Annotated in this window: 23 protein-coding genes; 15 read left to right on the forward strand and 8 right to left on the reverse strand. The window is 44.4% G+C overall.

The window, feature by feature from the left end:
- Positions 1–17: 17 nt before the first annotated feature.
- The 9 genes from murD to lpxC all read left to right on the forward strand — a co-directional run bounded on the left by murD (position 18) and on the right by lpxC (position 10,383).
- The gene (gene murD, locus XPG1_RS03055; protein WP_045960356.1) at positions 18–1,328 is read left to right on the forward strand and encodes a UDP-N-acetylmuramoyl-L-alanine--D-glutamate ligase; all 1,311 of its coding nucleotides are present in this window, start codon (positions 18–20) and stop codon (positions 1,326–1,328) included.
- Positions 1,328–2,521, forward strand: a complete 1,194-nt coding sequence (gene ftsW, locus XPG1_RS03060; protein ID WP_045957777.1) for a cell division protein FtsW — start codon at positions 1,328–1,330, stop codon at positions 2,519–2,521. The genes murD and ftsW overlap by 1 nt, the downstream gene beginning before the upstream one ends.
- Positions 2,518–3,588 (forward strand): undecaprenyldiphospho-muramoylpentapeptide beta-N-acetylglucosaminyltransferase, encoded by a 1,071-nt coding sequence (gene murG, locus XPG1_RS03065; RefSeq protein ID WP_045957778.1) that lies wholly within the window; start codon positions 2,518–2,520, stop codon positions 3,586–3,588. The genes ftsW and murG overlap by 4 nt, the downstream gene beginning before the upstream one ends.
- Before the next feature lie 51 nt (positions 3,589–3,639).
- Entirely contained in the window at positions 3,640–5,115 is a 1,476-nt protein-coding gene (gene murC, locus XPG1_RS03070; RefSeq protein ID WP_045957779.1) for a UDP-N-acetylmuramate--L-alanine ligase, read from the forward strand.
- Entirely contained in the window at positions 5,108–6,028 is a 921-nt protein-coding gene (locus tag XPG1_RS03075; protein ID WP_045957780.1) for a D-alanine--D-alanine ligase, read from the forward strand. The genes murC and XPG1_RS03075 overlap by 8 nt, the downstream gene beginning before the upstream one ends.
- A gap of 1 nt (position 6,029) precedes the next feature.
- Positions 6,030–6,848 carry a cell division protein FtsQ gene (gene ftsQ, locus XPG1_RS03080; protein WP_045957781.1) on the forward strand — a complete coding sequence of 273 codons (819 nt, stop codon included), beginning with the start codon at positions 6,030–6,032 and terminating at the stop codon, positions 6,846–6,848.
- Between the two features lie 32 nt (positions 6,849–6,880).
- Positions 6,881–8,137: a cell division protein FtsA gene (gene ftsA / locus XPG1_RS03085; RefSeq protein WP_045957782.1), complete on the forward strand. Its 1,257-nt coding sequence runs from the start codon at positions 6,881–6,883 to the stop codon at positions 8,135–8,137.
- 66 nt (positions 8,138–8,203) lie between these two features.
- Positions 8,204–9,367, forward strand: a complete 1,164-nt coding sequence (ftsZ, locus tag XPG1_RS03090) for a cell division protein FtsZ (RefSeq protein WP_045957783.1) — start codon at positions 8,204–8,206, stop codon at positions 9,365–9,367.
- Between the two features lie 98 nt (positions 9,368–9,465).
- Entirely contained in the window at positions 9,466–10,383 is a 918-nt protein-coding gene (gene lpxC / locus XPG1_RS03095) for a UDP-3-O-acyl-N-acetylglucosamine deacetylase (RefSeq protein WP_045957784.1), read from the forward strand.
- 118 nt (positions 10,384–10,501) lie between these two features.
- Here the strand turns inward: lpxC and XPG1_RS03100 are convergent, their stop codons facing one another.
- Positions 10,502–11,038, reverse strand: coding sequence for a DUF721 domain-containing protein (locus XPG1_RS03100; RefSeq protein ID WP_045957785.1), 537 nt, complete (start codon positions 11,036–11,038; stop codon positions 10,502–10,504).
- Positions 11,039–11,075: 37 nt separating this feature from the next.
- Between XPG1_RS03100 and secM the strand changes: the two genes are divergently transcribed.
- Complete coding sequence (secM, locus tag XPG1_RS03105; protein ID WP_045957786.1) at positions 11,076–11,630, forward strand: secA translation cis-regulator SecM; 555 nt, start codon at positions 11,076–11,078, stop codon at positions 11,628–11,630.
- Between the two features lie 89 nt (positions 11,631–11,719).
- On the forward strand, positions 11,720–14,428 hold the full coding sequence (gene secA / locus XPG1_RS03110) for a preprotein translocase subunit SecA (protein WP_045957787.1): 2,709 nt from the start codon (positions 11,720–11,722) through the stop codon (positions 14,426–14,428).
- A 155-nt stretch (positions 14,429–14,583) separates the two neighbouring features.
- On the opposite strand, the gene XPG1_RS03115 is transcribed toward secA, so the two are convergent.
- On the reverse strand, positions 14,584–16,167 hold the full coding sequence (locus XPG1_RS03115; RefSeq protein ID WP_045957788.1) for an ATP-binding cassette domain-containing protein: 1,584 nt from the start codon (positions 16,165–16,167) through the stop codon (positions 14,584–14,586).
- 235 nt (positions 16,168–16,402) lie between these two features.
- Here XPG1_RS03115 and mutT point away from each other — a divergent pair, with 235 nt between their 5' ends.
- Positions 16,403–16,807, forward strand: coding sequence for an 8-oxo-dGTP diphosphatase MutT (gene mutT / locus XPG1_RS03120; RefSeq protein WP_045957789.1), 405 nt, complete (start codon positions 16,403–16,405; stop codon positions 16,805–16,807).
- A 95-nt stretch (positions 16,808–16,902) separates the two neighbouring features.
- On the opposite strand, the gene yacG is transcribed toward mutT, so the two are convergent.
- The 6 genes from yacG to ppdD form a co-directional block, all read right to left on the reverse strand.
- Positions 16,903–17,097, reverse strand: coding sequence for a DNA gyrase inhibitor YacG (yacG, locus tag XPG1_RS03125; protein WP_045957790.1), 195 nt, complete (start codon positions 17,095–17,097; stop codon positions 16,903–16,905).
- A gap of 117 nt (positions 17,098–17,214) precedes the next feature.
- Positions 17,215–17,973 carry a cell division protein ZapD gene (zapD, locus tag XPG1_RS03130; RefSeq protein ID WP_045957791.1) on the reverse strand — a complete coding sequence of 253 codons (759 nt, stop codon included), beginning with the start codon at positions 17,971–17,973 and terminating at the stop codon, positions 17,215–17,217.
- Positions 17,966–18,592 carry a dephospho-CoA kinase gene (coaE, locus tag XPG1_RS03135; protein WP_045957792.1) on the reverse strand — a complete coding sequence of 209 codons (627 nt, stop codon included), beginning with the start codon at positions 18,590–18,592 and terminating at the stop codon, positions 17,966–17,968. The genes zapD and coaE overlap by 8 nt, the downstream gene beginning before the upstream one ends.
- A 129-nt stretch (positions 18,593–18,721) precedes the next feature.
- The gene (gene hofC, locus XPG1_RS03140; RefSeq protein ID WP_045957793.1) at positions 18,722–19,921 is read right to left on the reverse strand and encodes a protein transport protein HofC; all 1,200 of its coding nucleotides are present in this window, start codon (positions 19,919–19,921) and stop codon (positions 18,722–18,724) included.
- The gene (locus XPG1_RS03145; protein ID WP_045957794.1) at positions 19,918–21,528 is read right to left on the reverse strand and encodes an ATPase, T2SS/T4P/T4SS family; all 1,611 of its coding nucleotides are present in this window, start codon (positions 21,526–21,528) and stop codon (positions 19,918–19,920) included. Before XPG1_RS03145 ends, hofC begins: the two co-directional genes overlap by 4 nt.
- An 85-nt stretch (positions 21,529–21,613) precedes the next feature.
- The gene (gene ppdD, locus XPG1_RS03150; protein ID WP_045957795.1) at positions 21,614–22,036 is read right to left on the reverse strand and encodes a prepilin peptidase-dependent pilin; all 423 of its coding nucleotides are present in this window, start codon (positions 22,034–22,036) and stop codon (positions 21,614–21,616) included.
- Positions 22,037–22,374: 338 nt separating this feature from the next.
- On the opposite strand from ppdD, the gene ampD reads away from it, so the two are divergent.
- From ampD to pdhR, 3 genes are all read left to right on the forward strand, one after another.
- Complete coding sequence (gene ampD, locus XPG1_RS03155) at positions 22,375–22,923, forward strand: 1,6-anhydro-N-acetylmuramyl-L-alanine amidase AmpD (protein ID WP_045957796.1); 549 nt, start codon at positions 22,375–22,377, stop codon at positions 22,921–22,923.
- 5 nt (positions 22,924–22,928) lie between these two features.
- Positions 22,929–23,783 (forward strand): beta-lactamase regulator AmpE, encoded by an 855-nt coding sequence (ampE, locus tag XPG1_RS03160; protein WP_045957797.1) that lies wholly within the window; start codon positions 22,929–22,931, stop codon positions 23,781–23,783.
- A 646-nt stretch (positions 23,784–24,429) separates the two neighbouring features.
- Complete coding sequence (gene pdhR / locus XPG1_RS03165; RefSeq protein ID WP_045957798.1) at positions 24,430–25,194, forward strand: pyruvate dehydrogenase complex transcriptional repressor PdhR; 765 nt, start codon at positions 24,430–24,432, stop codon at positions 25,192–25,194.
- The last annotated feature ends 114 nt before the right edge of the window (positions 25,195–25,308 follow it).

A 25,308-nucleotide genomic window follows, 5' to 3' on the forward strand; every position in this document is an offset into this window, starting at 1 on the left:
TCATGGCTGAGCGACTTATGACTGAATACAGAGATAAAAAAGTCGTCATTGTTGGATTGGGAATGACCGGGCTGTCCTGCGTTGATTTTTTTATGACCCGTGGTGTGATCCCGCGTGTAATGGATACCCGTATCATACCGCCGGGCAGCGATAAGCTGCCCGATGAAGTTGAGTGCCACACGGGGGGATTGAATACACCGTGGTTAATGGCGGCTGACTTAATCGTTGCCAGTCCTGGTGTTGCGCTGGCAACGCCCGAATTGCAGGCGGCGGCTGAGGCTGGCGTTGAAATTGTCGGAGACATTGAACTGTTTTGCCGTGAAGCCACTGCCCCGATTGTGGCTATTACGGGATCAAATGGTAAAAGCACCGTGACCACTTTGGTGGGTGAAATGGCAAAAGCGGCGGGATGGCAGGTCGGTGTCGGTGGCAACATTGGGGTCCCCGCCCTGGAACTACTGAAACAGCCTTACCAGCTCTATGTGCTGGAACTGTCCAGTTTCCAATTGGAAACAACGTATAGCTTAAAAGCCGCCGCCGCAACGGTACTGAATGTGACAGAAGACCACATGGTTCGTTATCCCGAAGGATTGTCACAATATCGTGCAGCGAAGTTGCGCATTTATCATCAGGCAAAAATCTGCGTAGTCAATGAACAGGATGCGCTGACACTGCCAGAAACCGGAAAAGACAGTCGTTGTATCAGTTTTGGTGTGGATAGTGGTGATTATCGGCTTGGCAGTGAACATCAACAACTGATGGTTAATCAACATCCAGTGCTGGCGATAGGCGATATGCGGTTGAGCGGACAACATAACTACATGAATAGCCTGGCTGCATTGGCGTTGGCGGATGCGGTTGATATTCCTCGTGCGGCCAGTCTTCAGGCCTTACGTACCTGCACCGGATTAGCACACCGTTTTCAAACGGTTCATATTAGAAAGGGGGTTCGTTGGATCAATGACTCCAAAGCAACTAACGTTGGCAGTACGCAGGCAGCGCTCAGCGGATTGAAACTGGAAGGAACACTCTACCTTTTAGTGGGTGGCGATGGAAAAGCCGCAGATTTTAGCCCCCTGAAACCCTATCTTTCGGGGGATAACATTCGTCTTTACTGTTTTGGTCGTGATGGGCAGCAATTGGCAACATTGCGTCCTGACATTTCAACACTAACAGAAACGATGGAACAGGCGATGAGAGACATTGCCAATAAGCTGGTTTCTGGCGATATGGTATTACTGTCACCGGCGTGTGCGAGTTTCGATCAGTTCAACGGTTTTGAACAGCGTGGTCATGAATTTGCTCGCTTGGCAGAGGAGTTAGGCTGATGACACTTCCAGGCCTCGGTAAATTTAAAACGTGGTTGGCGGGCAATGTGGACGCTGACGCCACCAATACCGTGATGTATGATCGCACCCTGGTCTGGATGGTATTAGGGTTGATAGTCACTGGCTTTGTGATGGTAACGTCGGCATCCATTCCCGCCGGTGATTTTTTGGTGAAAGATCCCTTTTTCTTTGCCCGACGGGATGCGATTTACTTGTCACTGTGTTTTCTTTTATCCCTGATTACATTGCGTATCCCGATGGATGTTTGGTTACGTTATAGCAACTTTATGTTATTAGGGACAATCATCCTGTTGGTTGCGGTGTTGTTTGTCGGGAGTTCAGTCAATGGGGCGTCACGTTGGGTGGCGATTGGTCCACTGCGTATTCAACCCGCTGAATTGTCGAAACTTTCATTTTTTTGTTATCTCTCCAGCTATTTGGTGAGAAAAGTCGAGGAAGTCAGGAACAACTTCTGGGGATTTTGTAAACCGATGGGGGTCATGATTGCGTTGGCAATTCTGTTGTTGGCCCAACCCGATTTGGGAACCGTGGTTGTATTATTTGTCACCACATTGACACTGCTGTTTCTCGCGGGAGCTAAATTGTGGCAGTTTCTTGCCATTATTAGCAGTGGGCTATTTTCTGTAGGTGTCCTGATTGTGACAGAGCCCTACCGTATGCGCAGGGTGACCTCTTTTTTAGATCCGTGGAAAGATGCTTTTGGCGACGGCTATCAATTAACTAATTCTTTAATGGCATTTGGTCGCGGCACACTCTTTGGCCAGGGGCTGGGGCATTCGGTGCAGAAACTGGAGTATCTACCTGAATCCCATACCGATTTTATTTTCGCCATCATTGCTGAAGAATTAGGTTATTTCGGTGTGGTTTTAGTGTTAGCAATGGTATTCTTCGTCGCTTTCCGTGCAATGATGATTGGTCGGCGGGCATTGCAGCTTGATCAACGGTTTTCCGGTTTTCTGGCCTGTGCTATCGGCATATGGTTCAGTTTTCAGACATTCATTAACGTTGGCGCGGCGGCAGGGATATTGCCGACGAAGGGGTTAACATTGCCTTTAGTCAGTTACGGGGGGTCGAGTCTGATTGTGATGTCAACGGCCGTCGTATTGTTATTGCGAATTGATTATGAAATACGTCTGGCAAATGCTCAGGCGTTCGTGAGGAGCCCGAAATGAGTGGCAAGAACCGGCGTTTAATGGTGATGGCTGGTGGTACGGGCGGTCATGTGTTTCCAGGGCTGGCCGTTGCTCACTATTTAAAAGAGCAAGGTTGGGATATTCGCTGGTTGGGGACGGCGGATCGCATGGAAGCTGACTTGGTGCCGAAACACGGTATTGATATCGAATTTATTCAGATTTCAGGCTTGCGGGGCAAAGGAATAAAAGCGTTGCTTGTTGCCCCCCTGCGAATTTTTAAAGCGATTTGGCAGGCGAAAGCCATCATGCGCCGTTATCAACCCGATGTGGTACTGGGCATGGGCGGCTATGTCTCCGGGCCGGGGGGGATCGCCGCCCGGCTGTGCGGTATTCCGGTTGTACTGCATGAACAAAATGGCATTGCAGGGTTAACGAATCGTTGGTTAGCCAAAATCGCTAAAACGGTTTTACAAGCTTTTCCGGGGGCATTTCCTGGTGCGCCGGTTGTTGGCAATCCCGTGAGAGAAGATGTACTGGCATTACCAACACCCACGCAGCGTTTGGCCGGGCGTGAGGGTGCTGTTCGGGTACTGGTTGTTGGTGGGAGTCAGGGCGCCAGAATACTGAATCAAACTATGCCAGACGTTGCTGCTTGTTTGGGTGATAGCATTACTTTGTGGCATCAGGCTGGCAAGGGGGCTCAAGAAGAAACGCAGAAAAAATATGCAAGCTCAGTCAAGTCTGAATTCAAAGTGACTGAATTTATTGACGACATGGCTCAAGCCTATGCATGGGCTGATATTGTCGTATGCCGTTCTGGCGCACTGACAGTCAGTGAGATTGCCGCCGCCGGCTTACCTGCGATTTTTGTGCCTTTTCAGCATAAAGATCGCCAGCAATATTGGAATGCTTTGCCTTTGGAAAAAGCAGGCGCCGCAAAGATAATTGGGCAACCTGAATTCACGGTTGATGCGGTTGTCGCGTTGCTGACTCAGTGGCAACGTCCACAATTGCTGGAAATGGCAGAAAAAGCCCGCTCAGTCGCTATTATCAATGCAACTGAGCGGGTCGCAGCAGCGTTGAACGAGGCTGTAGAGAATCATTGAGGCCGTTCCAAGTAGAACGGTGATGTAAACATAACAAGTGAAGATTAAAACGTGAATACACAACAGTTGGCGAAATTAAGAGCTTCAGTGCCTGAAATGAGAAAAGTCAGGCATATCCACTTTGTTGGCATTGGGGGTGCTGGCATGGGTGGTATCGCCGAAGTGTTGGCTAATGAAGGTTATCAGATAAGTGGTTCTGATTTGGCTCCAAATCCTGTCACACAACAACTGATTGCACTGGGTGCAACGATTTATTTTAATCACCGTCCGGAAAACGTGCGGGATGCCAGTGTCGTCGTCGTCTCTACGGCGATATCAGAAGAAAATCCAGAAATTATCGCTGCGCGTGAAGCCCGAATCCCGGTCATCCGTCGGGCGGAGATGCTGGCAGAGCTGATGCGTTACCGCCACGGTATTGCGATTGCAGGAACGCATGGCAAAACCACGACAACGGCAATGATTGCCGGTATCTATGCACAAGCCGGTCTTGATCCTACGTTTGTGAATGGCGGGCTCGTTAAAGCGGCGGGTACACATGCCCGTTTGGGAAGCAGCCGCTATTTGATTGCAGAAGCAGATGAAAGCGATGCGTCATTCTTGCATTTACAGCCCATGATGGCGGTTGTCACCAATATCGAAGCTGATCATATGGATACGTATCAGGGTGATTTTGAAAACCTGAAGCAAACGTTCGTTAATTTCCTGCATAACCTGCCATTTTATGGTCGTGCGGTGATGTGTATTGATGATCCGGTTGTGAAAGAGCTGCTCCCTCAAATTGGGCGTTATATGACAACTTACGGTTTCAGTGAGGAAGCTGACGTTCATATCGCCCATTATGAGCAAAAAGGCGCTCAAGGGTTTTTCACTATCAGCCGGGCTAATTTGCCGGATTTACATGTGGTATTGAATGCTCCCGGTCGCCACAATGCGCTGAATGCAACCGCCGCCGTTGCTGTCGCGACAGAAGAAGGCATTGATGACACCGCTATCCTGGCATCCCTGGCCGAGTTTCAGGGAACGGGACGCCGCTTTGATTTTCTGGGGGAATTTCCTCTCAGGCATGTCAATGGCAAAGAAGGTTGTGCGATGCTGGTCGATGATTATGGTCACCATCCCACGGAAGTTGACGCCACGATCAAAGCGGCACGAGCTGGGTGGGCAGATAAACGCATTGTGATGGTATTCCAGCCGCATCGTTATACAAGAACACGTGATTTATATGATGATTTTGCCAATGTGTTGAGTCAGGTTGATGTGCTATTGATGTTGGATGTGTATGCCGCAGGTGAAACACCGATCCCGGGGGCGGATAGCCGTTCTTTATGTCGCACTATCCGTAGCCGTGGAAAACTGGAGCCGATTTTTGTTCCCGATCCTGATCAAATTTCACACATTCTATCGCAGGTGATAGAAAACAATGACTTAGTCTTAGTACAAGGTGCCGGTAATATCGGTAAAATAGCGCGCAATTTGGCTGAAACCAAATTACAGCCATCTTTTAATGAGGGAGATCATCATGGTTGATAAAGTTGCGGTTCTATTTGGTGGAACGTCTGCTGAACGTGAAGTTTCATTGCAATCAGGACGCGCTGTTTTGGCAGGGCTGAAAGAAGCGGGTATTAATGCGCATTCAGTCGATACAAAAGACTTCGATGTGACTAAACTCAAAGAAGCCGGGTTTAATAAAGTCTTTATCGCACTGCATGGCCGTGGTGGTGAGGATGGTACGTTGCAAGCTTTGCTGGAATTTTTGCAGCTCCCTTATACCGGCAGTGGGGTGATGGCATCAGCCTTGTCAATGGACAAATTGCGCACAAAACAGCTATGGCAGGGAGCAAAACTGCCTGTTTCACCTTATGTCGTCATTAATTCTCAAAAATTTGAACAAGTTAATGATTTTCAACTCAAAGAATATGTTCAAGAATTAGGTTTGCCATTAATGGTTAAACCTAATCTGGAAGGTTCCAGTGTCGGGATGAGTAAAGTGAGTGATTATTCCGAATTACGCGGTGCATTAGCGCTGGCACTGAAATACGACACTGACGTGCTGATTGAAAAATGGTTGTTTGGCCCTGAATACACCGTGGGGTTCTTGGGGGACGAGGCACTTCCTGCCATTCGTATTCAAGTTCCAGACGTCTTTTACGATTACGAGGCAAAATATATTTCTGACCAGACGCAATATTTTTGTCCGAGCGGTCTGAGTGAAGAAAAAGAGCAAGAGTTATTAGCTATCGCATCTAAGGCGTATAAGGCGGTGGGATGTCGTGGATGGGGGCGAGTTGATATTATGGATGATGGTCATGGGAACTTCTATTTGCTGGAAGTTAACACCTCTCCCGGCATGACTAGCCATAGTCTGGTGCCTATTGCTGCGCGTCAAGCTGGGATCAATTTTTCCCAACTCGTCGTGAGAATTTTGGAGTTGGCTGATTAATATGTCGCAGGCAGCCCGGAATACCCGGGAGCGGGAAAATGAATCTCAGCGGTTTCGTCCTAGCAATGGTTACTATCTGGTCGGGGTTATCTTCTTCCTGATGGTCGTGGGCACTATCACCTGGGGAGGTTGGATAACCCTGGATTGGATGAAAGATGCTAGCAGAGTTCCGCTCTCGAAGTTGGTATTGACTGGTGAGCGCCATTACACCACAGATGCTGATATCAGGCAGGCTATTTTGTCGCTGGGTGCGCCCAGAACATTTATGACTCAGGATGTCAATGTCATTCAGGCAAGTATTAAACGTCTGCCCTGGATTCGGCAAGTTACTGTGCGTAAACAATGGCCTGATGAACTGAAAATACATCTGGTAGAATACGTGCCTTATGCGCGTTGGAACGACGCCCAACAAATGTTAGATGCTGAAGGTCGATTATTCCGCCTTCCGACGGAACGCAGAGCCAACAAGCAATATCCAATGTTGACCGGGCCAGAAGGCAAAGAAAAAGACGTCTTGAATGAATACCATACAATGACGGCTTTTCTTGAAAAACACCAGATAAAACTGAAAGCAGTGATCATGACAGCACGTAATTCCTGGCAGCTGATATTAGATAACAATATCCGTTTAGAGCTAGGAAATCGAGATAAAATGGAGCGAATGAAACGTTTTATTGAAGTTTATCCTGTGTTGCTACAAAACACGGAGAAACGCATCGCCTATATTGACTTACGCTATAACAGCGGTGCTGCGGTAGGTTGGGCTCCTTTATTAACTGATAAGCCGGTTTCAATGAACGGGCAAGAAAACAAACAGTGACGGGTAATAATACAGAGACAGGCAGAATAACGATGATCAAATCAACGGACAGAAAATTAGTAGTTGGCCTTGAAATCGGTACAGCAAAGGTATCTGCCCTGGTTGGTGAAATTCTGCCCGATGGTATGGTTAATATTATCGGAGTAGGAAATTGCCCATCCCGCGGCATGGATAAAGGCGGCGTCAACGATCTTGAGTCGGTCGTCAAATGTGTACAGCGTGCCATTGATCAGGCTGAATTGATGGCAGATTGCCAAATTTCTTCAGTCTATTTGGCGCTTTCTGGCAAGCATATCAGTTGCCAGAACGAAATTGGCATGGTGCCGGTCTCGGAAGAAGAAGTGACACAAGATGATGTGGACAGTGTTGTCCATACCGCTAAATCCGTTCGTGTTCGTGATGAACACCGTATTTTGCATGTGATCCCACAGGAATACGCGATTGACTACCAGGAAGGAATCAAAAACCCGGTAGGGCTGTCTGGTGTGCGTATGCAAGCCAAAGTCCATTTGATTACCTGCCATAATGACATGGCGAAAAATATTGTCAAAGCGGTTGAACGTTGTGGATTAAAAGTTGATCAGCTTATTTTTGCAGGGCTGGCAGCAAGTTATGCCGTGTTAACGGAAGATGAACGAGAGTTGGGGGTATGCGTCGTTGATATCGGTGGCGGTACGATGGATGTCGCGGTATACACTGGCGGTGCATTGCGCCATACCAAAGTGATTCCTTATGCCGGCAATGTGGTGACCAGTGATATTGCCTATGCATTTGGTACTCCCCCAAGTGATGCTGAAACCATCAAGGTTCGTCATGGCTGCGCATTGGGTTCGATCGTCAGTAAAGATGAGAGTGTAGAAGTCCCAAGTGTGGGCGGACGTCCTCCTCGTAGCCTGCAACGTCAAACATTGGCTGAAGTGATCGAACCCCGTTATACCGAACTGCTGAATTTAGTGAATGATGAGATTTTACGATTGCAGGAGCAATTGCGGCAGCAGGGAGTCAAGCACCACTTGGCAGCAGGGATTGTCCTGACAGGTGGAGGGGCCCAGATTGATGGTCTGGCCGAATGTGCTCAGCGGGTATTTCATACCCAGGTTCGCATTGGCCGGCCTTTAAATATCACCGGGCTGACAGATTATGTACAGGCGCCTTGCTATTCAACAGCGGTTGGGCTTCTGCATTATGGCAAAGAGTCTCACCTTGGCGGTGATTCAGATGCCGATAAAAGAACGTCAGTGAGTAGCTGGTTTCAGAAAGTCAGCAACTGGCTGAAGAAAGAATTTTGATTTTTTATACAGAGGCTACGGCAATGTCGTGCGCCTCGATATAAAGGCACAAAACGGAGAGAAATTATGTTTGAACCACTGGAATTAACCAATGACGCGGTGATAAAAGTCATCGGCGTCGGCGGCGGCGGCGGTAATGCTGTGGAGCACATGGTACGTGAGCGTATTGAAGGCGTAGACTTCTTTGCGGTTAACACGGATGCCCAAGCGTTGCGTAAGACGGCGGTTGGTCAGACTATCCAGATTGGCAACGGGATTACGAAAGGATTAGGCGCCGGGGCAAACCCAGAAGTTGGTCGTACTGCCGCGGAAGAAGACCGTGAATCGCTACGTACCGCACTGGAAGGTGCTGATATGGTGTTCATTGCCGCCGGTATGGGGGGAGGAACGGGAACAGGTGCCGCACCGGTTGTAGCTGAAATTGCCAAAGAACTTGGCATCTTAACTGTTGCTGTCGTGACTAAGCCCTTTAATTTCGAAGGCAAAAAGCGGATGGCCTTCGCGGAGCAAGGGATCACTGAACTGTCCAAACATGTGGACTCATTGATCACCATTCCAAATGACAAATTATTGAAAGTCCTGGGACGGGGTATTTCCTTGTTGGATGCATTTGGTGCAGCCAATGATGTCCTGAAAGGCGCGGTTCAGGGTATTGCCGAGCTGATTACCCGCCCCGGCCTGATGAACGTGGACTTTGCTGACGTTCGTACCGTGATGTCGGAAATGGGGTACGCCATGATGGGATCAGGTATTGCACAGGGCGAAGATCGTGCGGAAGAAGCAGCCGAAATGGCTATCTCCAGCCCATTGCTGGAAGATATTGATCTTTCTGGTGCGCGCGGCGTTCTGGTTAACATCACCGCCGGTTTTGATCTGCGTCTGGATGAATTTGAAACGGTGGGTAATACCATCCGTGCATTTGCGTCTGACAATGCAACGGTTGTGATCGGTACATCGCTGGATCCTGATATGAATGATGAGCTGCGTGTTACCGTTGTGGCAACCGGTATTGGCATGGATAAACGTCCAGAAATTACCTTGGTCACCAATAACAAAGCTTCTCAGGCAAATACAATGGAACACCGTTACCAGCAGATGTCTGGCGGAATCTCTTCACTGCCTGATGAAAATAAAACGGTAGCAAAAGTCGTCAATGACCAAAATGCACATACAAACAAAGAGCCGGATTATCTGGATATTCCTGCATTTTTGCGTAAGCAGGCCGATTAATCGCTAAAAATTGGTTTCTCCGCTTTTTGTGCTAAACTACCCTGCCAGTCATTCGTTATAGTGATTGGTAGGATAAGTAACATTGCGAGATATAAACGATGATCAAACAAAGGACATTAAAACGTATTGTTCAGGCGACCGGCGTCGGTTTGCACACCGGTAAAAAAGTCACGCTGATAATGCGTCCAGCACCGGCTAATACCGGGGTCATCTATCGTCGTACTGACTTGAATCCTCCGGTTGATTTTCCGGCAGATGCCAAATCTGTGCGTGATACAATGCTCTGTACTTGTTTGGTGAATGAACATAATGTGCGCATTTCAACAGTTGAACATTTGAATGCAGCGCTGGCAGGCTTAGGCATTGACAATATTGTTATTGAAGTCGATGCACCAGAAATCCCGATTATGGATGGCAGTGCCAGCCCGTTTGTTTTTTTGCTATTGGATGCGGGTATTGAAGAGCTGAATGTGGCGAAGAAATTCGTGCGAATGAAAGAAAGCGTTCGTGTCGAAGACGGTGATAAATGGGCTGAATTGGCACCTTATCATGGCTTCAGCCTGGATTTTACCATTGACTTTCAGCATCCAGCGATTGATACCAGTTCACAACGTTATTGCCTTGATTTTTCGGCAGATTCATTTGTTCGCCAGATTAGTCGTGCGCGTACTTTTGGATTTATGCGCGATATTGAGTATTTGCAGTCCCAGGGATTGTGCCTGGGTGGCAGCTTTGATTGTGCCATTGTGGTTGATGATTACCGCGTACTCAATGACGATGGTTTGCGTTTTGAAGACGAGTTCGTCCGCCATAAAATGTTGGATGCCATCGGTGATCTGTTCATGTGTGGCTATAATATTATTGGCGCCTTTACGGCGTTCAAATCTGGTCACGCGCTAAACAACAAACTGCTGCAAGCCGTTTTAGCGCAAGAACATGCCTGGGAATTTGTCACATTTGAAGATGAAGCTGAAATGCCATTAGCTTTCCGCGCCCCATCTTTAGTGATGGCATAACAGGATGCTAGCAGATGACTAACGCGTGTATGGATAAAGCGTGCTGAGAGTAGTCTATGATGCATCAATGGGTTATGTTATCTGTTACGCTCCTTTCGCTGATGTTTTTCATCCGGCGCTAGCGCTTCTTTTGGGCTGTACTGGTACCCTCTCCGGCCAGTGCAGCCAATCGTTCTAACCGCCTTTTCAATTTTTCAGGGCTGTTTTCAGCTAATATCATTAGTGTTTTTGCACTTTCATGAGTTAAGCGACGTGTTGGTCGTTCCTGATTATCGTTATTGAATGCTTTTGTTGATGATTTTGAGCACCCTTGTTCATTATTATCACACTTAACCATTAATGATGGATTAATCCTAATGTCGATTGAGGATAAAGATGGTAGAATTCCGCTCCTCAATGTAGACAGTAGAGTAGGAATTTCATAACGAAGCCGAGTCATCCAACTGGCATTTCCTGCTTCCAGTACCAGAATTTGTTTGCGATAATTAGCGACCCTGCACCATGGGTGCAATTGCGCAGGAAGCAAACTGAGAACGGTACGGTTGAGTTTCAATAATGCGATGGCATGTTGCTGAATGACTTGAAGTGGGCTTTTTCCGGCAACGGCCGTGTCTTCAAACAGCGTATCCAGTGATTGTGGGCGGCTATCTCGCATAATAGAAGCAGTTCCAGTATTTATTAATGAAGGATTAATGAGTATTCTAAATCTTTGGCGACAATTTGGTAGGCGTTATTTCTGGTCTCACCTTTTACTGGGCATGGTTGCTACAGGAATTGGTGTTCCTACGGTTTTCGATGGCGTGGCAGAAAGCCTGCCTCATACAAACACGTCTTCTAGCCAGGGAAGCCGACATCAAGCCCTTTTCTCTTTTGAACACTTATTCCAATTACACTTACTTCAATTAAACGGTGTTCAGCGGCAACCCGCTAATTATTTAAATTACTGGCAACAACATGCCGTTCGTAACGTGATCCGTCAACTTTCTTTTGTTTTTTCGGTGACAGAACCCGTCAGGTGCGAAGCCACAAAAGAAAGTCATCAGAACGCTTCCCCATCCATGCAACAACTGATGCTGGATACGTTGCATGCGATGCTGATACAAGCACCAACGCTATCCGAGAAGGTGATCTCAACGGTTGCGATGGTAACGTCTGTACTTCCTGCTTCTCATACGCCAGCGCTTTGGGTTGCTCAAACCCAGGGAATCAGAGCCGGGCCAATGCCGGGTCATCTCTCTTTGCGTTAATACGGCGGTCTTATTTCATGCTAAAGCTTAATAAGACCGTGTTTAAGAAATGACTGGCTACAAATAGCCCTCTCTGAGAAGTACTAATTATGTTGACTAAATTACTGACAAAAATTTTTGGTAGTCGTAATGACCGGACCTTGCGTCGTTTGCACAAAGTGGTTGATATCATCAACCGCATGGAGCCGGATTTTGAAAAACTGTCCGATGAAGCCCTGAAAGCAAAAACGGCTGAATTCCGTACCCGCTTACAACAAGGTGAATCACTGGAAAAAATGATGCCAGAAGCCTTTGCCACGGTGCGCGAAGCCAGTAAGCGTGTATTTGGTATGCGTCATTTTGATGTGCAGTTGCTGGGTGGGATGGTATTGAATGAACGTTGCATAGCGGAGATGCGCACCGGTGAAGGTAAGACGCTGACAGCAACATTACCCGCTTATCTTAACGCCCTGGGCGGAAAAGGTGTTCACATTGTTACCGTGAACGATTATCTGGCACAACGTGATGCTGAAAATAACCGCCCATTGTTTGAATTCCTTGGTCTGAGTGTCGGCGTTAACTTGCCGAACATGCCCGCCCCGGCAAAACGTGAAGCCTATGCAGCGGATATTACTTACGGAACCAACAATGAGTTTGGTTTTGATTACCTGCGTGACAATATGGCATTCAGTCCAGAAGAGCGGGTTCAACGTAAATTGCACTATGCATTGGTGGATGAGGTTGACTCGATTCTGATCGATGAAGCACGGACTCCGTTGATTATTTCAGGGCCCACGGAAGACAGCTCTGAGCTGTATATCAAAGTGGACAAACTGATCCCGAAACTGGTACGCCAGGAAAAAGAAGATTCAGATACCTTCCAGGGAGAAGGGCATTTTTCTGTTGATGAAAAAGCCCGTCAAGTTCACCTGACAGAGCGTGGCTTGATACTGATTGAAGAGTTACTGGTGGGTGCCAAATTAATGGATGAAGGTGAATCCTTGTATTCACCGACTAATATCATGTTAATGCACCATGTGACGGCTGCTTTGCGTGCTCATGTCCTGTTTACCCGTGATGTTGATTACATTGTGAAAGACGGTGAAGTTATCATCGTGGATGAACATACGGGGCGTACTATGCATGGACGCCGTTGGTCAGATGGCTTGCATCAAGCTGTGGAAGCGAAAGAAAGTGTCGAAATCCAGAATGAAAATCAGACGCTGGCTTCAATCACATTCCAGAACTATTTCCGTTTATACGAGAAATTGGCAGGGATGACAGGCACCGCCGATACGGAAGCTTTTGAATTCAGTTCTATTTATAAACTGGATACCATTGTTGTGCCAACCAATCGCCCGATGATCCGTCAGGATTTATCCGATCTGGTCTACATGACGGAAGCAGAGAAAATTGAGGCAATCATTGAAGATATCAGGGATCGGACAAGTCGCGGCCAGCCTATTTTGGTAGGAACAATTTCGATTGAGAAATCGGAACTGATTTCTAATGCATTAACGCAAGCTGGCATTGAACATAACGTCTTGAACGCGAAATTCCATGCTATGGAAGCTGACATTATTGCTCAAGCGGGTCAGGCTAGCACGGTAACTATTGCAACCAATATGGCAGGACGTGGTACAGATATCATGTTGGGGGGAAGCTGGCAGTCAGAGGTGGCTAAATTAGAAGAGCCTACCGAAGCACAGATTGAAAAAATCAAAGCAGAATGGCAAGTGCGCCATGATGCTGTACTGGCCGCCGGCGGTTTACATATTATCGGTACAGAACGCCATGAATCACGTCGTATTGATAATCAGTTACGTGGCCGTTCGGGACGTCAGGGTGATGTGGGTTCTTCACGCTTCTATCTCTCAATGGAAGATTCCCTGATGCGGATTTTTGCTTCTGATCGGGTAACGGGGATGATGCGTAAACTTGGGATGCAGCCGGGTGAAGCGATTGAACATCCGTGGGTGACTAAAGCGATTGCTAATGCTCAGCGTAAAGTTGAAAGCCGCAACTTCGATATCCGTAAGCAATTGCTGGAATATGATGATGTGGCTAATGATCAGCGCCGTGCCATTTATGCTCAGCGTAACGATTTACTTGATGTAGGTGATGTCAGTGAAACCATCACCAGTATCCGCGAAGATGTCTTCAAGACAACGATTGATGCTTACATTCTACCACAATCACTGGAAGAAATGTGGGATGTAGAAGGTTTGCAGGAACGTTTAATCAACGATTTTGATTTGGATATGCCAATTAAAGAGTGGCTGGACAAAGAGCCTGAATTACACGAAGAAACATTGCGTGAACGTATTCTTGAAAAAGCCATCGAAGTTTATCAGCAGAAAGAAGAGGTCGTCAGTGCAGAAATGATGCGTAACTTTGAAAAAGGCATCATGTTGCAAACGTTGGACACATTGTGGAAAGAACATTTGGCTGCAATGGATTACCTGCGTAAGGGGATTCACCTGCGCGGTTATGCGCAGAAAGATCCAAAACAAGAATACAAACGCGAATCCTTTGCCATGTTTTCTAACATGCTGGAATCACTGAAATATGAAGTGATTAGTACCTTGAGCAAAGTTCAAGTCAGAATGCCAGAAGAAGTGGAAGCACTTGAACAACAGCGCCGCGAAGAAGCTGAGCGTCTGGCAAAGCAACAACACCTAAGCCACGAAACTGAGCAAGGTGCGTTGATGTCAAAAGCTGAGGCTCAAATGGCAACTGGCGATCGTAAAGTCGGCCGCAATGATGCTTGCCCATGCGGTTCTGGCAAAAAATATAAACATTGTCATGGTCGCTTATAAGTTAAGCTAATTAACAAAAACCCTCAAATTTTCCTCTGCAAGAACGCGCTTCAATGAAGCCTACTGCGAGGACGGTTTGAGGGTTTTGTCATACTGAAAACGGTTATACTTGTCTCTTTTCATACTAAAGAGACGCTGTGGGTTCTTTTTCCATCCTATAAGACTAATTGCTGCATATTACCCACATTTTCAATAAATTGATCATCGTGGGAAATCAATACCATCGCTCCTGTGTAATCATGGAGTGCTTTTTGAAGCAGTTCACGTGACTCAATATCCAAATGATTATCTGGTTCATCCAATAACAATAGCGCAGGTGCAAATGGCCCACAAAACAGGCAAGCCAGTGCGACTTTCAATTGTTCTCCGCCACTCAGATACCCCACTGGCTTTAAGGCTTCATCACCCCGAATACGCAATTGAGCTAATCGGGTACGATAACGATCTTCTGTCCAGCCTGGCGACTGCAATTGGAAGTTATGGAGTGCAGATTGGTTGTTATCAAGGAAAGAAAAATGTTGATCCATCAAGCGGTGGGACGATGTTATCTGGCAAGTACCGTGTTTAGGCGTGAGAGACCCCACCATGACTTTGAGTAAAGTCGATTTTCCGCTACCGTTTTTACCGGTGATCGCGAAACGATCACTATTATTGATTGTCAGGTTGATAGGAGAGGCTGAACCAAAAGGTAAAACAACGTCCTGTAAATGAAGCAATGGCGCGGTGGCGGCTTGTGGTGTTGCGACAACAATGGACAGAGGATCGATAATTTCTAATTTTTTTCTGGCATCGGTAGCCAGTGAAGTCCTTCGTTGTATTCGCTCTTCATGGTGCTTTGCCTGTCTTGATAACGTGGCTTCGGAACGACCTAATGCATAATCAAGCATGAGCTTACTTTGATTAGCCTTTTCTCTCCACTGCTTATTCTGGCTGAGCTTTTGACTGTTTTTTTCGCATTCTTTTTGTTTGTCGCGTAAGGCCTCTTGTCGATTTTTTCTGGTCTGATCCACTTCGCGTTGGATGCCTAGCCGGAGTTGCTCCTTACTTTCCAGCCAGGTTTCCCACCCGCCAATACTGCGGGATAAACCTGACCCACTGAGTTCATAAACGACCGAGGCATGTTGTAATAACTGGGTATCATGAGTCACCAGCAATACCCCCCCATTGAACGTGCTTAGCCATCGAGCCAGCCAAAGGCGGCCTTGTCGATCAAGATGATTGTTTGGTTCATCCAGGATCATAAAGCCGGCGCCTTGCCGTTTTAGCATCAACAGTCTGATTCGGGTTTGTTCCCCACCACTTAAGGAACAAAAAGGTTGATTTAATACGCTTAGGCTGAGTTCACCTTCTGCCAGTAAGGATTCAGTGTGAAATTGCCAATCCCAATTACCTGCCATGACATCAAAATCGGCTTCATCCCCTTGTCCTGCCAGTACACGTTCATTGGCTGCCATGATTTTAGATAGCCCCAATATCTCCGCGACATTACCGGCAAAAGGGGTTAAACCTTGTGATAAATAACCCACATCACAAAAATGTTTTACGCTGCCTTCTGTGGGGCGAATCTGTTGTGCCAGTATTGATGCCAGCCAAGATTTACCAACACCATTTCGTCCAATCAATGCATGTTGTTCTGCGTTTATAAACATATCAATACCCGAAAACAAGGGCATTGATTCACCAGGAAATTGATAGGTCATTTTCCTTGCTTCGATCAATGATTGGATGTCATTTTGCATAAACTGTGTTCCCTTAATCTTAAAAATAGTCGTTTCAATCTATTGATAGGTTAATTGCTGACACTGTTTGCAGTTTGTTTTTACATGATATGTTCTATATAGCGCAGTCATTGGTTATAGAAGGCAAAACCATTTTAACTCGAATAAAATACAAGTTTGCGATTTAAACTAATGTTAATGTATTCTGCAAGAGATAGTCACTTTGATTTAATAATAGACAGTAAGAAAAACGATGATGGAAAAGAAACATCTGCACATTGCCGCAGGTATTATTAAAAATAGTCATAATGAAATTTTTATCACTCAGCGTCGTGCTGATTCACATATGGGCGGCTTCTGGGAGTTTCCCGGCGGAAAACTTGAACAAGGAGAAACGTCTGAACAAGCATTGATTAGAGAATTAAAAGAAGAGGTTGGGATCACCGTCATCCATTGTGAATTAATTGATACCATCACGCATGATTTTCCTGATAGGCGTATTACGCTTGACTTTTTTTTGGTCGATGAATGGGAAAATGCGCCATTTGGTAAAGAAGGACAATCTTCCCGTTGGGTTTTACAAGCAGAATTAATTGCGAACGAATTTCCGCCAGCGAATCGCAATATTGTGGATTATCTCATCCAAAATGCGTCTTGTTAAAGGATATCCCCGAAGGATTGCCAGTTGTATAGCGGCGCTGAAAGACATGGCGCCGTGATAACATACATTACGTGATATTTATGATGTTACTTGTTTTATTCAGGTCCTTCGCTCCAGTTATCATTTTCTGAGCTGTCGCCTTGACTGGATATTTTCTTCTCTTCACTGGCCCATTCACCTAAGTCAATTAATTGGCAACGTTTACTACAAAATGGGCGGTGAGGACTAATTTCTCCCCATATTACGGTGTTGCCACATGTCGGACATTCGACAGTCAATACTTCAGGCATTTTTACTTTCTCCGGCTTAATTTGAAGGCCATACTTTCCATGCTTTATGTTGCAGTTTTATGGGTTAAATTGGCGTCCTTGTTGTCATGCTGCAACCTGAAATTTATTGAGCCTATGTTAACAGCAGGCCAGTTCAAATGACAAATGAGCCGGAACAACGCCTTGTTCACTATCCATTGGCAGAAAGCGGATAGCGTAACGTGTCTTATAGCCAGAGATTTGTGGGTAAACTAATGTATCTGGCACAATATCTAATTTTAGTCTCAGTAAATCGGCATCATCTGCATTCCCCTGATAAAAGCCGTTGTGACTGCTCTTGACAGTGAACGTTGCAGAATGACGAATGAGTTCCAGAATGCTTTCCAAAGCGTGTTTTAATGGACGGAGGCTGTCCAACCAGGTGCTGACGGATTTATCTCTGGTCGATTGTGGTAAATGTAGCCACAGGTGTAATGTTGGCAAGTCAAAGCTGCAACACCCACCAGGAATACTGAGTCGTTGACGTACCATGCTAATAATGCGATCTTCCTTAATCAGTCGGCTCATTCTGGGAGCTTGGCTCAAGGCAATACTGCGTTCTTTCAGTTGTGTTGATAAACGATGGATCATCGCTGTATCGGCATTTGGAGCACCGAGCCACTGTTTTAATTTTGCCTGCTGACGATCCAGTTCTTTCAACAGTTCAGAACGGACTTCACCGCGTTCCAAAATCTCAATTAATTCGGCAATCGTCCGGAAAAACGCGAGGCTACTCGCTTGGGAATCCAGATGACGTTGTTTTTCCAATTGTTGTAGTGAAGATTCAATCCTCAACCATGAACGCATTTTTTCATTGAGTGGATGTTCAAAAATAATAGTAGAGATTGCATCACTCATTATGGTTTTCCTGTCTGACTGATTTTGTTTGTTGTAAATATTGTTGATGTAATTCGACCACACGAGCGGTCAGAGCTTGTTTGCTGTTGTTGTGGTTAACAATAACATCATCTGCCTGTTCCAGCCTGTCCTGACGGCTGGCCTGGGCGGTCAGAATATTTTTGACTTGCTCACGGCTGACGCCATCACGAGCCATTGTCCGGTTAATCTGTACTTCAACAGGGACATCAACAACTAAAATACGATCGGCCAAATGCATTAAATGATTTTCAATTAACAGCGGAACGACCCAAATGACATAGGGGGTAGTCACCTGAGTTAATTGGCGTTGTGTTTCTCTTTGTATCAGCGGGTGTAAAAGTGCATTGAGCCATTGTTTCTCTTCAGGAGCAGTAAACACTTTTTGGCGCAATATTGCGCGATTTAAGTTTCCATCAGGCAGGAGGATATCGGCCCCAAAGTGTTCCGTGATTGCTTGCAATGCAGCAGTACCGGGTGCAACAACCTCTCTGGCGATAATATCTGCATCAACAATCGGGACACCAAGGGATGAAAAGATATCAGAGATAGTCGTTTTACCGCTACCAATTCCACCTGTAAGTGCAACAATATAAGTCATTCTATCCCTTTAAATAATTCTGATAGCATCATTAAATTGTAACTCAAGGGAAGAAAATGGGCTATAAACAAACACGTATAATTCCTGCGCTGGCTATTGGGAAAAATAACGAAATATGTAAATATCTTGTTATGTTAATATGGTACCTAATTGAAAAATAGGCAAATACATCGCCAGTAATAGTAGACCAATGATCAATGCCATTATCAGCATTAGCAAAGGTTCTAATAATTGAACCAAACTATCAGCAAGATCGATTGATTTTTTTTGATACCATTCGGCAAGATTCAATAAAAATAACTCTAACTCTCCTGATTCTTCACCGATTGTGACAAATTGTTGGCATAAAGAAGGAAAATGTGGCGTTTGTTTTAATGCATCGCTGATTGAAATGCCTTGTTGAATTTGTTTATGTAAGTTTTTCACGCCAGCAATAAAAAGTGGGTGTTGGGTTGCACTAAGAGCACATTCAAGCCCTGCCATGAGTGTTAATCCTGCTTTTTGTGTCATGAATAGGATATGGAATATTTGATTAGTTTGTTGATAAATAGTGAGTTGCCTAAAAATAGGCAGCTTTATAAAAAGCATTTTTTCTTTTGCTTTAAATATTGGGAAACGATGTCGTAACCAGAGATAACTCATTAATAATATCAATGTCATTATCACCAATAGGATGCCATACTTAATCAATACATCAGAGCCTGATAGAACCCATTGTGTTAATAGAGGTAAGTTGGCATTTAATGACAAATAGACTTGTCGAAATTCAGGCAAAACAAAAATTAGCATCAGAACAATAACCAGTAAGCTGACAAAAGCAACAACTAATGGATAGTGATATGCTTTTTGAATTTTCTTCCTCAACGTATGTTGCTGTTCTAATCGATTCATGATGAGTTGGCAACAATTTTCAAGCTGACCGGTTTGTTCCCCTACCGCGATAATTTGGCAGAATAAGGGCGGAAATAATTTGGGATAATGTTCGAGTGTTGTTGAGAATGATTCGCCTTGACGAATTTTCTGGATCATATCTGCCAATACACATCGCCAGAGAGCATGTTTACACTCTTGCAATAAAATACTTAATCCTTTGAGTAGAGGAATACCCGATGCCAGTAATGTACTGAGTTGGTGAATAAAGTGCAGGCGATAGGCAATTTCCTTTTCACTATAATAAATGATTTTTTTACATTTAATGACATAGGGTTGAAGATCGAGATGGCTGAGGTATTGGAATACACTTTTTTTGCTATATCCAATGCTCTCTCCTTTTATGGTGTTGCCTTTTTTATTCACTGCCTGCCATTGGTAAATATATTCTATTTTCATACGGTTTCATGGCCTGTAATTTGATAAATCTCTTCAAGGGTCGTTATTCCATTTTCCACTAATGTCAGCCCCGCTGAAAAAAGCGTTGATTCCTGTTGTGAGACAAGTGAACGTGAAAAATTGCCCTCAGCGTGTTCTGACAAGACTTGTTGGAGTTCGGGGGTTATTTCGAGAAATTCATAGATGGCAGTTCTGCCATAATAGCCGGAAAAGCAGTGATCACACCCAATTGCTTTCCACTTTTTTATAGCGGTTGATTGTTTTATAGAGGTGAATTGTTTTATAGCGTTTGTTTTTGCAGAAATCGTTTCTTCTGATGAGTTAATCTGTCTGGTTTGGGTGGATACGGCACTATTCTCTGGTGTATCAGTAAAATCAGAATGAGCCATACCGGGGATCAGTGTGGGGATGCTCTCTTGTTGTCGGCAATGGGGGCAAAGTTTACGCACTAATCGTTGTGCGATAATCAATTTCACACATGAGGCGGTGGTATAGCCAGAAATTCCTAGATTTTGCAGACGGGATAGCGTATCAATCGTGGAATTGGTATGCAATGTTGATAAAACCAGATGGCCTGTTTGTGCCGCTTTCATGGATATCTCGGCGGTTTCATTATCACGGATCTCACCAACCATCATGATATCGGGATCTTGCCGTAATAAGGCTCTAAGGATTTTAGCAAAATTGAGACCAATCTTATTATTAACAGGCGTTTGATTGACGCCGTTTAAAGGAATCTCAACAGGATCTTCGACACTACAGATATTCTTTTTGGACTGATTTAAATATTGCAGGCAGCTATACAAGGTGACGGTTTTGCCACTACCTGTTGGGCCTGTTACTAAAATCATCCCTTGTGGTAAATGGAGTTTCTGTTTTAAACGTTGTAGTTGTGGTTCAGGCAGACCCAATTGTTCCAACGATAATTGATGTATGGTATTTAAAATACGCAGTACTATTTTTTCACCATGTAAAGTAGGTAATGTTGATATCCGTATCGCATAACGATTTTTGTTATCATGCCAGTCAAACTGTCCATCTTGCGGCTGGCGTTTTTCAGCGATATTAAGTTTTGCCATGATCTTTAAGCGAGCAGGAATACCCGCATTCATTTGAGGAGGTGGTGTCTGCATAGTATGCAACGCTCCATCAACTCGGATACGTATTTGATAGCCTCGCTGAGAAGGTTCAAAATGAATATCTGAAGCTCTTTTTTGTATCGAAGTTAATATCATTTGGTTAATAAGTTGAATAACCGGTGTGTCTATTTCTTCATCATTGAGATCGTTTTTAGGTATTACACCTTGATGAGCATCAAAATTATCAATATGGTACAATTCCTTTTCATTATTTTCTGAGCAGTAATTCGCTATAGAAATTGATGTGTTTTCTTGCATCAGCATAGATTCTATTTTTGCTTGCGGCCAAATGTCTATATTCACAATTAAACCTGAAATAAATTTCAGGGCAGCGATAAAATCCTCATTTGGTGATTGACTACAGGCAATTGTAATTGTATCGAAGTCTTTTTTGATAAAAATTGCGTTATGTTGTTGGCACAACGCTTTTATTTCTTTTTCCAGCAAAGTATGATCCGTCTTTATCATTATTTCTATTCCTTTAATTTCGTTGTCATTTGATGCGTTTTTTTCTTGTATCTTGTTAAGCCCTATTTGGCATAAAAGGTATGGTTTAAAATTTCAAGGTTTCCTGACATTTTTGTTTTAAAGATTCATGTTTAGACTCACAAATTGTTTTCCATTGAGTCTGGCCACTCTTAAGATCTTGAATGGGTTTTAGCGTGACATGAAGTTCACTGAGATTTTGTTGGCCCAATACCGTTATTTCCCCCTCTTTGACCGCAATCGTGTTGATATAACGGCTATTGTGACCTGATGGAATAGCAGATTGACCAGAGTGGCAGTTTTTATAATTTTCAGCTTCAAAGCGACACAGTTCTACACCAGACTTATAAGGAATAATTGCTTGTAGCATATCGGTCAATGCTGCTTTTTGGATATATCCCTGATAACTGGGAATCGCAATTGCACCAAGAATAGAGACAATTGCCATAACAACCATCACTTCAATTAATGTGAATCCTTGTTGTTTCATTTTTTCTCCTTCGTGTGATTGACGTTGTGATGTTTGAACAATTTTCTCTGTTCAATCGCAATAGGTATCGATGCCGATAAGCATGAAGAAAAAGGAGAAAAAGAAAATATCATTAATCTTATTTATGAAGTTAACTCGAGAAAATAACTTCACGTTACATTTCTTTGCAAAAATTTTTTGAATCTGCTCGTAAATAAAAAAACATCAGGCATATTGGTTGATTAGAGGTGCTAATATACTAATCTGTTACCCATTTATGGGCTGTAACCCGTTGGGCGAAGATGGGTAATATTGAGTGATTCTGGAAAAGCACGATTAACGATAAAGGGGATAATAGAATGTGGCTGTGTGAAGGGTGGATTGATGATGCGAGTGCGAAAAAGGTGATTTCTCCTTATTGTGATTTTCGTCCAGAAGGGGAGATACCCTCATTATTGGTCATTCATAACATCAGTTTACCACCTGGAAAGTTTGGCGGCCCTTATATTCATCAACTATTTATGGGAACACTGGATCCGAAAGATGATCCTTCTTTTGATGAGATTAAACATTTACGTGTTTCAGCGCACTGCTTAATCCGACGTGATGGAGAGATTGTGCAATACGTTCCTTTCAATAAAAGGGCTTGGCATGCTGGCATTTCCTGTTACTGTGGCCGTGATAAGTGCAATGATTTTTCGATAGGCATCGAACTGGAAGGTACCGATTATGAGGAATTTACTGAAATTCAGTACATCAAGTTAGCTGAAGTGACTAAGCTGTTGATTGATAAGTACCCTGATATTCGTAACAATATTACAGGACACAGCGATATCGCACCGGGAAGAAAAACTGATCCCGGCCCTTATTTTTATTGGGAACATTATCGTCAATTATTAAAGGAGTGAGTTGAATGACACTCTTTATCCTATTGTTAATACTGGCATGGGAACGTGTTTTTAAGATGGGAGATCACTGGCAGCTGGAGCGCTGTTTAGTCCCGTTATTTGTCAGAATACGATCACATGCTCTATGGAGTAGTTTGGGCATGACCTTTTTGGTCGCCTTATTAACCTGGAAGTTGATTGATATTTCTCGTTCTGTTGCTTTTGGTATTCCTGCCATTGTGCTGAGCATCATAATCAGTCTGCTCTGTATTGGTGCAGGTGCTTTACGTCATGATTACCGTGGGTATCTTCAGGCTGTGCGTCAAGATGATTTTGAACAGCAAAATGAGTATCTTGCCCATCTGACGATGATCCAGGGGACACTGTCTGATACCACAAAAGATGAACGATTGCATGAAATACAGAATGCACTCATTTGGATAAATTTTCGTTATTACCTTGCCCCTATTTTTTGGTTGACCGTATTGGGTCACTTTGGGCCGGCTGTTTTGATGGGATATGGTTGCCTCAGAGCTTATCAAGGTTGGTTGGCACAGCATGCGACGGCAGTGCAGAGAGCACAGTCAGGTGTTGATGGCATATTGCATTGGCTAGATTGGCTCCCTGCGCGTTTGGCGGGTATTGCCTATGCTTTATTGGGGCATGGTGAAAAGGCCTTACCTGCCTGGATCGCATCGCTGACTGATTTGCGGTCATCGCAATATAAGGTCGTCAGTCAATTAGCACAATTTGCGTTAAGTAAAGAATCCCATCTTGATCCTGTAGCCGCGCCGGTTGCTGCTGTCACGTTAGCAAAAAAGGCAACTTTTACTATTGTGATTATTGTTGCATTGTTGACGATCTACGGAGCATTGGTTTAACAATGGAAAGATCGGGGGCGGGTGGGAGTCATTATCTGTATCTGTCCCCAATCTTTTAAATCAGGTATTCGCTTTTTTGTTACCGTGATATGGCTCAAAATTTATTAGGTATACCTGTTATTTTAGTTTATACATTATTATGCAGGATAACTTTGGGTTTCTATTATTATCAAGCAATGTATTTGCTTTTGTTTTTTCATTATCATGTTGTTTTATATATTGATTAATGCCATCCATATAAGGTGCAATCCTTTTTATGTATAAATAATTCTTATTTTTTGCTTGGGTTAATTGCGTATTTATTCGTTTTATGGCGTCAATAACGACGAATTGTGTTTATCTGTTGTGTTTAAAAAATATTAACTCCCTCTAAGATTTCTCACCTTAACATCCCTCTTGGTTATAATTTTCTAATAAAATTTAAAAAAAATTGTTAAGATTTGCAGATTTTTATGATTTACCCCAAGGTCTTTATAGACAGCTAGTGAATACTTTGTTACTTTAAGACCCTGTATTCTAAATTGGTATTACCAATTGACTTTGGCCCGTTAGCTAGGGTTTAGTTACTAGTGTTTAGTCACTGAGTCTTAGTTGGATTGGGCATAGCCCAAAGCAACATTTACTTATTGAATGGCTTACTGCAGATATGGCCTATAGCAAGATTCGCCAACCAAAGTTATCCGATGTGATTGAGCAGCGTCTTGAACAGCTCATTCTAGAAGGCTCGCTGCGTCCGGGAGAAAAGCTGCTGCCTGAGCGCGAGCTGGCAAAACAGTTTGAAGTATCACGTCCTTCATTGCGTGAAGCCATTCAAAAATTAGAAGCCAAAGGCTTTCTTTTCCGTCGTCAAGGGGGAGGAACTTTCGTGCAGAACAATCTGTGGCAAAGTTTCAGTGACCCGCTTGCCCAACTTATTGCAGAGAATCAAGAATCCCAGTTCGATCTCCTTGAAGCACGTCATGCTTTAGAGGGCATTGCTGCTTATTATGCTGCTCTTAGGGGAACTGATGAAGATTTCAAACGCATTGAGCAAAGCCATCTTGCGATTCAAGAAGCACAACGAAGTGGTGATGTGAATGTGGAATCTGAGGCGGTTCTGCAATATCAGCTTGTTGTCACCGAAGCCGCTCATAATGTGGTATTGCTGCATTTATTGCGTTGCATGATCCCGATGTTAGAACAAAATATCAGGCGCAATTTTGAAGTTATATATACCCGTAAAGAGATGTTAGCTGCCGTTAGTGATCATAGAGCTGAGATATTTCGATCTATCATGGCGAGAGAACCCGAAAAAGCCCGTGAGGCTTCTCATCGCCATTTGGCCTTTATTGAAGAAGTGTTATTGGATCTGACTCGTGAACAGACTCGTCGTGAACGTTCATTGAGGCGGCTTCAGCAACATCAGGAATAAGAGCCTGTCCATTGGGACGTCATAGACAAATCAAATTCCCGAATGGGGTGGGTTCTAAACTTGACTGTACAAATCCTGACTGCCGCGTTTGTACGGTTTTTTGACTCTTTTATC

The organism is Xenorhabdus poinarii G6, assembly GCF_000968175.1.
Lineage (GTDB): Bacteria > Pseudomonadota > Gammaproteobacteria > Enterobacterales > Enterobacteriaceae > Xenorhabdus > Xenorhabdus poinarii.

Coding starts and splice junctions, on each gene's coding strand:
- ftsQ (WP_045957781.1), top strand. CDS start 6,030: ATGTCGCAGGCAGCCCGGAATACCCGGGAGCGGGAAAATGAATCTCAG.
- ftsZ (WP_045957783.1), top strand. CDS start 8,204: ATGTTTGAACCACTGGAATTAACCAATGACGCGGTGATAAAAGTCATC.
- ampE (WP_045957797.1), top strand. CDS start 22,929: ATGACACTCTTTATCCTATTGTTAATACTGGCATGGGAACGTGTTTTT.
- XPG1_RS03115 (WP_045957788.1), bottom strand. CDS start 16,167: ATGCAAAATGACATCCAATCATTGATCGAAGCAAGGAAAATGACCTAT.
- murG (WP_045957778.1), top strand. CDS start 2,518: ATGAGTGGCAAGAACCGGCGTTTAATGGTGATGGCTGGTGGTACGGGC.
- XPG1_RS03075 (WP_045957780.1), top strand. CDS start 5,108: ATGGTTGATAAAGTTGCGGTTCTATTTGGTGGAACGTCTGCTGAACGT.
- secM (WP_045957786.1), top strand. CDS start 11,076: ATGAGTATTCTAAATCTTTGGCGACAATTTGGTAGGCGTTATTTCTGG.
- ftsA (WP_045957782.1), top strand. CDS start 6,881: ATGATCAAATCAACGGACAGAAAATTAGTAGTTGGCCTTGAAATCGGT.
- coaE (WP_045957792.1), bottom strand. CDS start 18,592: ATGACTTATATTGTTGCACTTACAGGTGGAATTGGTAGCGGTAAAACG.
- lpxC (WP_045957784.1), top strand. CDS start 9,466: ATGATCAAACAAAGGACATTAAAACGTATTGTTCAGGCGACCGGCGTC.
- XPG1_RS03100 (WP_045957785.1), bottom strand. CDS start 11,038: ATGCGAGATAGCCGCCCACAATCACTGGATACGCTGTTTGAAGACACG.
- secA (WP_045957787.1), top strand. CDS start 11,720: ATGTTGACTAAATTACTGACAAAAATTTTTGGTAGTCGTAATGACCGG.
- ampD (WP_045957796.1), top strand. CDS start 22,375: ATGTGGCTGTGTGAAGGGTGGATTGATGATGCGAGTGCGAAAAAGGTG.
- XPG1_RS03145 (WP_045957794.1), bottom strand. CDS start 21,528: ATGATAAAGACGGATCATACTTTGCTGGAAAAAGAAATAAAAGCGTTG.
- mutT (WP_045957789.1), top strand. CDS start 16,403: ATGGAAAAGAAACATCTGCACATTGCCGCAGGTATTATTAAAAATAGT.
- ftsW (WP_045957777.1), top strand. CDS start 1,328: ATGACACTTCCAGGCCTCGGTAAATTTAAAACGTGGTTGGCGGGCAAT.
- yacG (WP_045957790.1), bottom strand. CDS start 17,097: ATGCCTGAAGTATTGACTGTCGAATGTCCGACATGTGGCAACACCGTA.
- pdhR (WP_045957798.1), top strand. CDS start 24,430: ATGGCCTATAGCAAGATTCGCCAACCAAAGTTATCCGATGTGATTGAG.
- murD (WP_045960356.1), top strand. CDS start 18: ATGACTGAATACAGAGATAAAAAAGTCGTCATTGTTGGATTGGGAATG.
- ppdD (WP_045957795.1), bottom strand. CDS start 22,036: ATGAAACAACAAGGATTCACATTAATTGAAGTGATGGTTGTTATGGCA.
- zapD (WP_045957791.1), bottom strand. CDS start 17,973: ATGAGTGATGCAATCTCTACTATTATTTTTGAACATCCACTCAATGAA.
- hofC (WP_045957793.1), bottom strand. CDS start 19,921: ATGAAAATAGAATATATTTACCAATGGCAGGCAGTGAATAAAAAAGGC.